Annotated in this window: 9 protein-coding genes and 1 pseudogene; 4 read left to right on the forward strand and 6 right to left on the reverse strand. The window is 72.6% G+C overall.

What is annotated here, in order from left to right:
* Window positions 1-48: 48 nt before the first annotated feature.
* The 3 genes from RIN46_RS07975 to purB all read right to left on the reverse strand — a co-directional run bounded on the left by RIN46_RS07975 (window position 49) and on the right by purB (window position 3,199).
* On the reverse strand, window positions 49-471 hold the full coding sequence (locus tag RIN46_RS07975) for a hypothetical protein (RefSeq protein WP_309081595.1): 423 nt from the start codon (window positions 469-471) through the stop codon (window positions 49-51).
* A gap of 167 nt (window positions 472-638) precedes the next feature.
* Window positions 639-1,640, reverse strand: a complete 1,002-nt coding sequence (locus RIN46_RS07980) for a YdcF family protein (RefSeq protein WP_309081596.1) — start codon at window positions 1,638-1,640, stop codon at window positions 639-641.
* 152 nt (window positions 1,641-1,792) lie between these two features.
* Window positions 1,793-3,199 carry an adenylosuccinate lyase gene (gene purB, locus RIN46_RS07985; protein ID WP_309081597.1) on the reverse strand — a complete coding sequence of 469 codons (1,407 nt, stop codon included), beginning with the start codon at window positions 3,197-3,199 and terminating at the stop codon, window positions 1,793-1,795.
* 104 nt (window positions 3,200-3,303) lie between these two features.
* Here purB and RIN46_RS07990 point away from each other — a divergent pair, with 104 nt between their 5' ends.
* From RIN46_RS07990 to RIN46_RS08005, 4 genes are all read left to right on the forward strand, one after another.
* Window positions 3,304-4,188, forward strand: a complete 885-nt coding sequence (locus RIN46_RS07990; protein WP_309081598.1) for a PTS sugar transporter subunit IIA — start codon at window positions 3,304-3,306, stop codon at window positions 4,186-4,188.
* Between the two features lie 14 nt (window positions 4,189-4,202).
* On the forward strand, window positions 4,203-5,741 hold the full coding sequence (locus RIN46_RS07995; protein WP_309081599.1) for a PTS ascorbate transporter subunit IIC: 1,539 nt from the start codon (window positions 4,203-4,205) through the stop codon (window positions 5,739-5,741).
* A 174-nt stretch (window positions 5,742-5,915) separates the two neighbouring features.
* A complete protein-coding gene (locus RIN46_RS08000; RefSeq protein WP_309081600.1) occupies window positions 5,916-6,242 on the forward strand; it encodes a hypothetical protein in 327 nt (108 codons plus the stop codon).
* Window positions 6,243-6,255: 13 nt separating this feature from the next.
* The gene (locus RIN46_RS08005; RefSeq protein WP_309081601.1) at window positions 6,256-7,770 is read left to right on the forward strand and encodes a hypothetical protein; all 1,515 of its coding nucleotides are present in this window, start codon (window positions 6,256-6,258) and stop codon (window positions 7,768-7,770) included.
* Here the strand turns inward: RIN46_RS08005 and RIN46_RS08010 are convergent.
* The 3 genes and pseudogenes from RIN46_RS08010 to RIN46_RS08020 form a co-directional block, all read right to left on the reverse strand.
* A complete protein-coding gene (locus tag RIN46_RS08010) occupies window positions 7,739-8,146 on the reverse strand; it encodes a phage holin family protein (protein ID WP_309081602.1) in 408 nt (135 codons plus the stop codon). The two genes, RIN46_RS08005 and RIN46_RS08010, sit on opposite strands and share 32 nt — an antisense overlap.
* Before the next feature lie 73 nt (window positions 8,147-8,219).
* Window positions 8,220-9,782, reverse strand: a complete 1,563-nt coding sequence (locus RIN46_RS08015; RefSeq protein ID WP_309081603.1) for an FAD-dependent oxidoreductase — start codon at window positions 9,780-9,782, stop codon at window positions 8,220-8,222.
* Window positions 9,779-12,100 (reverse strand): annotated as a pseudogene (locus RIN46_RS08020) (molybdopterin oxidoreductase family protein); the annotation flags it as partial. The pseudogene RIN46_RS08020 and the gene RIN46_RS08015, both read right to left, overlap by 4 nt.
* Window positions 12,101-12,129: the final 29 nt, after the last annotated feature.

A 12,129-nucleotide genomic window follows, 5' to 3' on the forward strand; every position in this document is an offset into this window, starting at 1 on the left:
AGCCCTTCTCGACGATGGGTCACGGCGATCCAGCTCCACAGCTGGCTATTAGCGCAACGCCTTTGAGTCGAGGGCTATCTGAGTGCGGGGGACGTTCAGGCGGATGGCGGCGTGGCGCTGGGCTGCTGCCCAGGCGCGGGTGCGAGTGGTTCCGGTGGCCAGGATGTCCAGCTCCGGGATGTACGCGGTCCAGCGGTCTACTGCCCGCTGTTGGACGGTGGCCTTCAAGCGGCGAGCGTCGGACGCAGCCGGGGCAGGAATGGTCATGGGGATGTACTTCGGTACTGGCTTGCCCTGGTCGATCCACGCGTTGAGTTTGCGGGAGTCGTAGCGGCGTGCTCGCTCGCCTGGGATGTGCGGCGCACGGAGGTCGGCGGGGGTGCCGTTGAGCCGCGTCATTCTCTGCCGGAAGGTGGCCGGGTGCATTCCGGCAAGCTGAGCAGCGTCTTCGAGTGACAGGGCCTCGCTCACGAGCCGTCCTTCCACGTTCGTGGCTGCTGCCCCAGCCGTCTCTGACCTTTTGGCTAATGACGTTAGCAGGGCATCTTCGACGGGTGAATCGCGAGTGGCCGTTATTGAGGTTTCCTTGCGGTGAGCTACACGGTGAAGGGTCCGTGCCGACGGCTTGCGGGGCTAGGTCAGTACGTGACCGCGATGGCGTACGTCAGGAATCCGACGAACGCCACGAACGGCAGGAGCAGCAGGGCATGGAGCCACTTGTGCTCCACCAGCACGGCCACGAACTCGCGCAGGAACGCGCTGGGCACGTAGTACCCCGCGGTCGGCGATCCGACGACCTCCGCCGGGATATCGAGCTTGCGCGCCAGCAATGCGGCCCGCAGCACGTGGTAGTTGTTGGTCACGGCGACCGCAGGCCCCGGTCGCCCGGTCTCGGACTGCACCTGGAGCGAGTATCGCAGGTTCTCCTCGGTAGTGCGGGCCCGCTCCTCGGCGACGACGTCCCCCGGCTCTGCTCCTGCCGCCACGAGATAATCGGCCATGGCCGCGCCCTCGGGACGCGGCTCGTCCGCGCCCTGTCCTCCCGACGGGATGAGGAGGGGCCGGGGCTCCGTGCCCCGGTAGAGCTCGAGCGCCCGGTCCAGCCGGCTCTTCAGGAGCGGAGGGGGCGTCCCGTCGATCAGCCGCGAGCCCAGGACGACGACGGCCGCCGGCTCGGCCTCCGCGCCCATGCGGCTGTACGCGATCGCGTACGCCAGGAAGACCACGAACACGACGCCGAGGTAGCCCGAGAGGACGAACAGCAGTGCCGCGAGCCCTGTCGCCCACGCCTGCTCCGCCATGAGCAGGACGACGGCGATCACCGGCAGGGCGAACACCGCGACGCCGAGCAGCAGTGAGAGCAGATTTCCGAGCCGGCGTCCCTCGCGGCGGAGCATCGTCAGCCCGTTGGCGACCAGGAAGCCGGCCAGAACCAGCGCGGCCAGCGGGATGAGGGCCAGCAGGATCAGCCAGACGATCCCGAAGGCCGGCACCAGATCGGTCAGCAGCTCGGCCACGCCGCTGATCGCCAGCCAGATACCGGCCACGAGCACCACGCCGTTGCGCAGCATCCGCCGGTCCCGGCTCCGCCAGCGGATGTACAGCACCGCGCACACCGCGGCGAGGATCAGCGAGAACATGCGGCCAGACTATCGGCGGAAGCGATCCGCCGGGCGCATTGCAGGACCCACGCCGGCCCGGGCACCGGGTGAGCGACCGGAGACGGCGACGGACGCCGTCGTACTCCTCGCCTCGGGGAGAACGACGGCGGCCGCAGGGACCGCGGGTGCGGTTACTTCAGGTGGTCCACCAGCTGCGACGCGATGCCGTTGTAGTTGGCCGGGGTGAGCTCCAGCAGGCGGGCCTCCGCCTCGGTGGAGAGACCGAGGGACTGGACGAACTCCTTCATGCGCTCGGCGTCCACGCGGTGGCCGCGGGTGAGGTCCTTGAGCCGCTCGTACGGGTTCTCCATGCCGGGCACGCCGGCGATCGCCTCGGCGCGCATGACCATCTGGATGGCCTCGCCGAGCACCTCCCAATTGTGGTCCAGGTCGTCGGCGAGGACATCCTCGGCGACGTCGAGCCGCTCGAGTCCCTTGGCGACGTTGGAGATCGCCAGCAGCGAGTGGCCGAACGCGGTGCCGATGTTGCGCTGCGACGACGAGTCGGTCAGGTCGCGCTGCCAACGGGAGGTCACCAGCGTGGCCGCGAGCGTGTCCAGGAGGCCGTTGGAGATCTCCAGGTTCGCCTCGGCGTTCTCGAACCGGATGGGGTTGACCTTGTGCGGCATGGTCGAGGAGCCGGTGGCGCCGGCGACCGGGATCTGCGCGAAGTAGCCGATCGAGATGTAGCTCCACACGTCGGTGCAGAGGTTGTGCAGGATCCGGTTGAAGCGGGCGATGTCCGCGTACAGCTCGGCCTGCCAGTCGTGCGACTCGATCTGCGTGGTCAGCGGGTTCCACGTCAGGCCGAGGCCCTCCACGAAGGTTTTGGAGACGTGCTGCCAGTCGGCCGACGGGACGGAGGCGTAGTGGGCCGCGTAGGTGCCGGTGGCGCCGTTGATCTTGCCCAGGAACTCGGTGGCGGCGATGCGGTCCAGCTGGCGGGTCAGGCGCCAGGCGAGGACCGCGAGCTCCTTGCCGAGCGTGGTCGGCGTGGCCGGCTGGCCGTGGGTGCGGGAGAGCATCGGGACGTCGCGCGTCTCCTCGGCCATCCGGCCGATCTGCTCGACGAGCGACCGGGCGGCGGGCAGCCAGACGTCCTCGACGGCGCCCTTGACGCCGACGGCGTAGGAGAGGTTGTTGATGTCCTCGCTGGTGCAGCCGAAGTGCACCATGGCGGTCAGGTGCGCCAGGCCCAGGGCCTCGAGACGGCGGCCGATGTAGTACTCCACGGCCTTGACGTCGTGGACGGTGACGGCCTCGATCTCGGCGAGCTCGGTGACCGAGTCGCCGTCGAAGTCGGTGACGATCTTCCGCAGCCCCGCACGCTGCTCCTCCGTCAGCGGGCCCGCGCCCGGCAGGACGGACTGGTCCGTCAGGTGGATCAGCCACTCGACCTCCACGTGGACGCGGTCGCGGTTGAGCGCCGCCTCGGAGAGATAGTCGACGAGGGGTGCGACGGCGGGACGGTAGCGTCCGTCGAGCGCACCGAGGGCGAGGGGTTCGGATGCGAGGGAGAAGCGCGCGGAATCAGCCATGACCCACATTCTTTCACGGCGCCGTATCGGGCGCCGGATCGGGTCACTAGGATGAGCCTCGACCGGCCGACCGCAGCGACCCAGCCCGGACAGGAGTGTCGAGAATGCCGTCCCTGAGAGAGCTCATCACCGAGGAGGCGATCGCCCTGGACGCGCCGGCGGCGGACTGGGAGGACGCCGTCCGCGCCGCGGGCCGACTGCTGGAGGAGCAGGGTGTCTGCACCGAGGTGTACACCCAGTCGATGGTGGACAACGTCGTCGAGAACGGCCCCTACATCGTCGTCGCGCCCGGCTTCGCGTTCGCCCACGCACGCCCGTCGGAGGCCGTCCTCCGGACCGGCATGTCTTGGGTCCGGCTGGCCGAGCCCGTCACGTTCGGCCACGAGAAGCACGACCCCGTCACGCTCGTCGTGGCCCTCGCCGCTCAGGACTCGAAGACGCACACGCGGGCGATGGCCGAGCTCGCGCGGATCCTCGGCAGCAGCGAGAAGCGCGCGGCCGTCGACGCCGCCGAGTCGCCCCGGCAGATCCTCGACGTCCTCGACGGAGCCGGGCCGACGCCGTCGTCCGCGGCGGGCGGGGCCCAGGCGGCCGCCGGTGGAGCGGCTGCGACGTCCGGCACGGGACCGGAGGCACCCGCCTCGAATGTGGAGGCCGCCGCCACGGGATCCGAGGCGCCGGGAGCCGGGTCCGGCGGGGAGGACCGCCACCTGATCCTCACGGTCTGCGGCAACGGACTGGGCACCTCGCTCTTCCTGAAGAACACGCTGGAGCAGGTCCTCGACCGGTGGGGCTGGTCGCGGCACGTCACCGTCGAGGCCACCGACACCATCTCGGCGCGGGGCCGCGCCCACGAGGCGGCCGCGATCCTCACTTCGGGTGAGATCGCCAAGATCCTCGGCGATGTCGGCCGGCCCGTCCGTATCGTCGAGAACTTCACCAGCACCGACGAGCTCGACGCGGCACTGCGCGAGCTCTACGACGTCTGAAAGCGAGAGCACCCATGGACTGGCTCGTCTCGATCCCGCAGTTCCTCGTCAACGAGGTTCTCTCCGTTCCCGCGTTCCTCATCGGCATCATCGTCGCCATCGGCCTGGGCGCCCTGCGGAAGTCCGCGGGCCAGATCGTCGGCGGCGCGGTCAAGGCGACGCTCGGCTTCCTGCTGATCGGCGCGGGTGCCGGCCTGGTGGTGGCGTCGCTGGAGCCGCTGGGCGTGATGATCCAGGGGGCGACCGGTGCGCAGGGCGTCATCCCCACGAACGAGGCGATCGTCGGGATCGCGCAGGAGCAGTACGGGGCGCAGGTGGCGTGGCTGATGATCCTGGGCTTCGTCGTCTCTCTGGTCCTGGCCCGGTTCACGCCGTTGAACTACGTCTTCCTCACCGGGCACCACATCCTCTTCATGGCGACCCTGCTGACCATCGTGCTGGCCACCGCCGGGTACTCCGGGCCGGTGACGGTCCTCGTCGGGGGCGCCCTGCTGGGCATCCTGATGGTCTCGCTCCCGGCCTTCGCCCAACCCTGGACGCGGCGCATCACCGGGGACGACAGCATCGCGATCGGGCACTTCGGCACCGCCGGCTACATCGCCGCGGGCGCCGTCGGCCGTGCCGTCGGCGGCCGGACGAGCCGCTCGACCGAGGACCTGAAGCTGCCGGAGGGGCTGCGGTTCCTCCGGGACTCCATGGTCGCGACCGCGCTGTCCATGGTGCTGATGTACGTGGCCGTCGCCGCGATCTACTACGCCCGCGCCAGGGAGACGGCCTACGAGGCCTTCGAGGGCGGCGCCGAGAACCTCGGCGACTTCCTCATGCAGGCGCTGACGCAGGGGCTGCAGTTCGGCATCGCCGTGGCGGTGATCCTCTTCGGCGTGCGCACGATCCTGGGTGAGATCGTCCCCGCCTTCCAGGGCATCGCGGCGAGGATCGTCCCCGGCGCCAAGCCGGCGCTCGACGCCCCGATCGTGTTCCCCTACGCCCAGAACGCCGTCCTGATCGGCTTCCTGTCCAGTTTCACGGGCGGATTGATCGGCCTGGCCCTGCTGTCCGTGTGGCTCAACCCGATGCTCGGGCTCGCTCTGATCCTGCCCGGCCTGGTCCCGCACTTCTTCACGGGCGGCGCGGCCGGCGTCTACGGGAACGCCACGGGCGGGCGTCGCGGGGCCGTGGCCGGCGGCTTCGTCAACGGGCTGCTGATCACCTTCCTGCCCGCCGTGCTGCTCTCGGTGCTCGGCGACTTCGGCTCCGCGAACACCACCTTCGGGGATACCGATTTCGGCTGGTTCGGCATCCTCATCGGCTACGGTGCCCGCATCGGCTCCGTCGGAGGCCTGATCGTGATCGCCCTGCTCGGGCTGGCCATCCTCGGGGCGGCCGTCCTGATGCAGCTGCGTGTCGTGGACCGCGGCTGGGACCCGTCCCCGCATCGAGCGCGGGCGGCCGAGGGCCAGGCGCCCGCCGAGGGCAGCGGCGATGCCCCGGCCACAGGCTACGCGAAGCTCGCGCCGCCGCGGGGCGCACCGGCCCCGCCACCGCGTCCGTAGCAGGGACTTCTCCTCCACAGGCACCACCGCCCACTTCGCCGTTCACAGCACCGTCGATCACCCCCGCTGAACCCTGGCCCGGGTCGCTAGCGTCGTCGTCACCAGCGGATCGAGCAGCGACCCGACGGCGACGGGGCAGCCCATGATCGGGCGGGTGGCGGGGAGGAGTGGGACATGTGGTTGGCAGCGGACGAGTGGGCTCGGATGATCGTGCAGTCCGAGGTGGCGATGGACCGCCTGGGGGAGGCCCAGCGCGCCCTGTCGCACGTGCTCGACGAGACGCAATGGAACTCGATCGCGGGGCGGGCCTTCCAGGAGACGGTGCGGAACCTGGCGGTCGAGGCCCAGAGCCTGTCCTGGTTGATCGCCGACCAGCGCAATGACGCGGTGCCACTGCAGGCGCGTTCCGAGGAGCGCGCCCGCGAGCACGCAGCCGAGCGCGCTGACGCACTCGAGGTCGAGCGCATCGCCCGTATCGGCACCCGGCACGGCGCCCTGTGACGGGGGACCGGTCATGACGGACCTGATCATCCGCGGCGGGAGCCGGGGCGACAACCCGGCCGCCGTCGTCTCCTACTCGAAGCACGAGCTCCAGCAGGCGCAGCAGTTGCTCGGCGTCGTCGTCGGCCACCTGGACGCGGCCGCGGACGCGCTCGGCGAGGCGTACGGCGCGGCGCAGTCCCTCCACGGATTCGACGCCGTCATCTCGGCTGGGCTGGCGGGCCGGCTGTCCGTGACGCTCACGCGGCTGCGCTACCTCCAGTCGGACGTCGGTTCGCTGATCCCGGCCCTTGCGCTCGCGGAGGGCCACTACGACCAGACCGAATGGGAGATCAACAACGACGTGGTGGTCCTCCGGGACCAGCTGGAGGGGTTCTTGCTCAGCTATGTGCTCGAGTCCGCCGGTCCGTATCCGTCGGGCCGGCTCGCCCAGGACTTCGCCAACCACTGGCCCGTCTACCTGACGGCGACGCTCACCCTGCCGCTCGGGCGGGGCGGGGCCGCGGCTGGCCGCGGCGAGGTCTTCGAGCGGATGAGCGGATTGACCCGGGGCGAGGAGCACGGCGGCGTCGCCTCATCATCGTTGACGGAGAGATTCGCCCGTGCCATCGGCTGGGGGTCGGAGGTCGGCCGGCTGACCGCCCGGATCGAGGTCGTCGAGATCCGCGAGACGGAGGGGGCGGCAGGCGGGCTCGACGGCGGCGCCGCGCACGGGACGATGCGCGGGAGCATGCAGGATTTACTCGCGAACCAGGGTGCCGCGGACCAGGAGCGCAGCGGGCCCGGCGCCATGGCGATCTCCAGCACGAAGACCGCCGCCCGCACCGTGCACACGGTGAGCCTGCCGGGAACGCAGACCGGGGACGGCAGCGCGCCGGAGGAGAATCCGTGGGGCGTCGGCGGTCTCGTCGACGGCCTCACCGGGGACAGCCGGCACGCGACCGCTGCCGTCCTGGACGCCCTGCAGGGCGTCGGCGCCGAGCCCGGGGACCGAGTGGTCCTGACCGGCTACAGCCAGGGCGGCATCCACGCGGCCAACATCGCCGCGAACGCACTGTTCCAGCAGCAGTACGACGTCGCGGGCGTCGTGACCCTCGGGGCGCCGGTGGGGGCGACGGACATTCCGGAGAGCGCTTTCGCTCTGCACTTCCAGCACGCGCACGACGCCGTGCCCGGCGCCACGGGCGAGCCCACCGGGACGTCCTACAACCACCTGGTCGTCAGCAGTGTTGAGTACGCCCCGGGCCAGTCGCCGGGCGTCGATGCGGACTCGACGCTCAGCGATGCCCACGCGCCGAAGAACTACGAGCACATGGCGATGCGGGGCGCACTCTCGGGGGATCCGGATCTTGAGCGCGTCTATGGCGGGCTGGCCGGCGTCTATGCGGGGGCGACGTCGACACGACGGTACAGCGTCAGCCTGCGCCGGGACCCCGGAGCGGTGGGCGCCCGGCCGGCGCAGGAAGGCCGTCCCGGTCCCGCATCCCGCGGGCCCGCTAGTCGCGACGGTCGGGGACGACCCAACTGAGCAGCGCCGAGACGATCGCGACGATGATCGAGCCGAGGATCGCATCCCAGAAGAAGGAGTCGATCGTCAGGGTCATCGGCGTGTACTGGGTGATCCAGGCGGTCAGCGCCAGCATGCCCGCGTTGATGATGATCGCGAACAGGCCGAGCGTCAGGCAGGTGATCGGCAGGGACAGGAAGCTCAGCACGGGCTTAACCACGGCATTCACGAGGCCGAAGACCAGGCCGATAAGCACGTAGGCCAGGACGACGTCGACGGTGTCGTTCCCGGTGGCCGGCCCGCCGGCCCCGGAGGTCACCGCGATCCCGGGGAGCAGCCAGGCCGCCGCGGCCAGGGCGAGCGCGTTGACAAGGACACGGACGAAGAAACCGAACATGGGATCAGTGTGGCACGAGGGGCCGCCATCCGTCCCTACGGGAGGGCTGCCGTCCCTTGGACGAATTCCGCCCCTACACGCCGACCGGCTCGCGGGCTGCGGCCCGGAGCACGGCCTCGATCCGGTCGCGGCAGCCGCCGCAGCCCGTCCCCGCCCGGCAGGCCCGGCCCACCTCCTCGACGGTCGTGCAGCCGGTCTCCCGCGCGGTCGCGACCTGACCGTGCGTGGCTCCGCTGCAGCGGCAGAGGACCTCATCCGGGCCGGGCTCCGCCGCGGGCGCTGCCACGGGGTCCTCGAGCCGGAACAGGGTCGTCCGATCGGCGGGCAGCTCCCGGCCCCGCTCGTAGAGCAGGACGAGCTCCGCCGCGGTCCGCGGCAGGCCCAGAGCGACGAAACCCGTCAACGCCCCGTCCTCCGTGACCATCTTGCAGTACGCCCCGCGCTGCGGGTCCGCCCAGATCGAGACCCGCCGGCCGCCCGCGTCCGTGTCCCACAGTCCGGGCGAGACGTCGCCGCCGGAGGTGAAGTCGAGTCCGCGCGCCTTGAGCAGGATGGCACCCGGCGGCTCGGCGGGCAGAGAGGCGGCGGGCAGGGGGTCCACGGACTCCGGCGATGCCGATGGCGGGACGGCGGGGAGTGTGTCGGCGGGTCCGGGTGCGGGAACCGGGGGTGTGCGGTGCCGTGTCAGGTAGGCCGCCAGCCACTCGGCCTGGGCCCATCCCGGTCCGATGAGTCCGGAGGGCCGCGCGCCGTCGACGGCGGCGCAGTCGCCGATCGCGAACACGCGGTCCTCGGTGTCCGCGCGCAGGCGCCCGTCGACGTGGATGCCGTTGCCGGTGGCCAGCCCGCAGCCCGCGGCCAGCTCGTCGCGCGCCCGGACCCCCACCGAGAGCACCAGCAGGTCGCCCGGGACCAGGGCGCCATCGGCGAGTTCCAGTGCGGCGAACCGGTCCGATTCGCGCTGCACAGCCACGGCCCGGGCCTCGGAGACGAGCTGCACTCCGGCGGCGCAGAGCCGATGGGCGAGGAGGCGGCCGGCGTCGTCGTCCACGTGCCGGGGGAGCGGGTGGCGGCCGTGGTGGACCAGGACGGCCTGTGCTCCGTGCTCCTGCACGAGGAGCGCCGCCTCGACGCCGAGGACCCCGCCACCGAGGATCACCGCGCGCCCGCCGTCGGCGACGACCCGGCGCAGCAGGTCGGCGTCGTCGAGGTCGCGCAGGGCCGCGACGCCCTCCGGCAGGCGCGGCTCGGCGTGCGGCGCGAAGTCCAGGCCACGCAGGGTCGGCAGGATAGGCCGGGCGCCCGTCGCGAAGACCAGACGGTCGTAGGGGACCGGGGCACCGTCGTCGAGCAGGACCCTCCGGCGGGACCGGTCCACTCGGCGCACCGTGGCGCCCAGGCGCACGTCCACCCCCGCGCGGCGCAGCTCGTCCGCGTCGGCGAGGGCGATCGCCCCGGCAGCGGTGCGCCCGACGGCGACCTCCGCGACGAGGACGCGGTTGTAGGCCGCGCGCGACTCGGCGCCGAGGACGGTGAGGGCGAGGGTCCCGGCCGCGACAGCCGGGAGCAGGTCCTCGACCAGGCGGGCGGCGACGGGACCGAACCCGACGACGACGACGCGTTCGGGTGTGCTCATCGGGAGGCTCCTCGGGGTGGGGCGGTGCCCGGCCGCACACGGCTGGGGTCTGGGGTTCGGGGCGGTGCCGGCCCGGGCTCCGGCGGTTCGTCCACCCGGGCCAGGCTCACGCGTGTGTTCTTGAACGCCGGCATGGAGCTCACGGGATCCGTCGCGTCGGTGACGAGCCGGTTCACTTTGCCCAGGCCGGCGAAGTGGAACGGCACGAAGACGCAGTCGGGGCGTATCGCGGTACTCAGCTCGGCCCGGACGACGGCGGTGCCCTGCCGGTTCTCGAGCCGCACCCAGTCGCCGTCGGCGATCCCGAGTCTCGCCGCCGCGGCGGGGTGCAGCTCGGCCCTGGCCTCCGGCTGTGCGGATGCCAGGGCAGCCGTGCGCCGCGTCTGGGCCCCGGACTGGTAGTGCTCCAGCAGGCGCCCGGTGAGCAGCGTGAGCTCGGAGCGCCGGGCCTCGGCCGGTCCGGTCGTTCGGCCCCGCAGGCCCGCGGCGTCGCCGGCCGGCAGCGCGCCGGGGCGCACGGGCACGAGCCGGGCCCGCCCATCGGGGTGGGCGAACCGGTCCAGGAACAGGCGCGGCGTGCCGAGGGAGCCGTCGTCGTTCCGCGGCGCCCCGGCCGGGCACGGCCAGTAGACGCCCGCGGACTCCGCGGCGGAGCGGGGCACGATGCCCTCGGCGGCGTCGAGAAGCGCGTGCGAGATGCCCGAGTAGTCGGCGAGACCGCCGGCGGAGGCCGAGGCCAGCTCGTCGAAGACCTCGGACGCGACGGTCGAGTAGGTGCCCGGGGCGTCGAGCCGCCGGGCCAGCTCGGCCAGGATCCAGAGCTCGTCGCGGGCTCCGGGCGGGCCGTCCACGGCACGGCGGCGGCGCAGCAGGCGTCCCTCCAGGTTCGTCAGGGTGCCCTCCTCCTCCGCCCACTGGAGCACCGGCAGGACCACGTCCGCCTCGGCCGCGGTCTCCGACATGAAGAAGTCCGCGACCACCAGCATGTCGAGGGCGCGCAGCCCCGCAAGGACGCGGCCGGCGTCCGGCGCGGAGACCACCACGTTGGAGCCGTGCACCAGGAGCATGCGGGGCCCCGGGCGTCCGTCCGGAAGCGTCCCGCCGAGCGCGTGGAGCAGCTGCGCCGCAGGGACACCGGGCCCCGGGATCGCCTCCGGTGCGACGCCCCAGACGCGGGCCACGTGCTCGCGGTGGACCGGGTCGTCGATCCGCCGGTAGCCGGGCAATTGGTCCGACTTCTGGCCGTGCTCGCGGCCGCCCTGCCCGTTGCCCTGGCCCGTCAGCGTGCCGAAGCCGCCGGCCGGCGTGCCGGGCAGGCCCAGCAGGAGCGCCAGATTAATGGCCGCCGTGGCGGTGTCCGTGCCGTTCGCGTGCTGCTCGACGCCGCGTCCCGTCAGGACGAAGACCTTCCCCGGCTCCCGCCGCGTCGCGACGGCCTCGCGAGCCCGGGCCGCGGCCTCGGCGAGCCGGTGCGCCGCCCGGCGGATCGACTCCGCCGGCACACCCGTGGCCTGCTCCGCCCGCCGCGGCCACCACGGGGCCAGCGTCCGGCGCAGCTGCTCCAGCCCGGTGGTCCGCGCGGCGAGGTACTCCGTGTCGGCGAGCTGCTCGAAGAGCACCACATGGGCCAGGCCCAGCAGCAGCTCCAGGTCGCTCCCGGGCGCCGGCTGCAGGTGCAGCCCCGCGCGGTCGGCCGTCAGCCGAGCGGTGGCGGAGGCCCGGGGGTCGACCACGATCAGGCCGCCCCCGCGGCGGGCGGACTCCAGGTGCTGCAGGAACGGCGGCATCGTGTCGGCGACGTTCGAGCCGAGCAGCAGGACCACGTCCGCGGCCTGCAGGTCCGTCAGCGGGAACGGGAGTCCGCGGTCCAGGCCGAGGCTCCGGTTCCCGGCCGCCGCCGCCGAGGACATGCAGAAGCGCCCGTTGTAGTCGACGAGCCGCGTGCCGACGGCCAGGCGCGCGAACTTGCCCAACTGGTACGCCTTCTCATTGGTCAACCCGCCCGCGCCGAAGACGGCGACGGCGTCGGGCCCGTGCCCGGCTCGCAGGCCGCGGATGCGGTCGGCCACGAGGTCCAGGGCCTCGTCCCAGCCGACCTCCGCGAACCGCCCGTCGGGGCCCCGGAGCAGCGGCGCGGTCAGGCGCTCGCCGGAGCCGAGCAGCTCGGCGGCCGAGAAGCCCTTGCGGCACAGCCGTCCCGCGCTGGTCGGGAAGTCCCGGCCCTCGATCGTCGCCACCGTCCGGGCCGCGGCAGGGCCCGCCGGGGTGGCGGGGGTGATGGTCATGGCGCACTGCAGGGCGCAGTACGGGCAGTGCGACGCCGTCGCGCCCCCTCCGCTGCCGCCCG

The organism is Zhihengliuella sp. (assembly GCF_031178195.1).
GTDB lineage: Bacteria > Actinomycetota > Actinomycetes > Actinomycetales > Micrococcaceae > Zhihengliuella.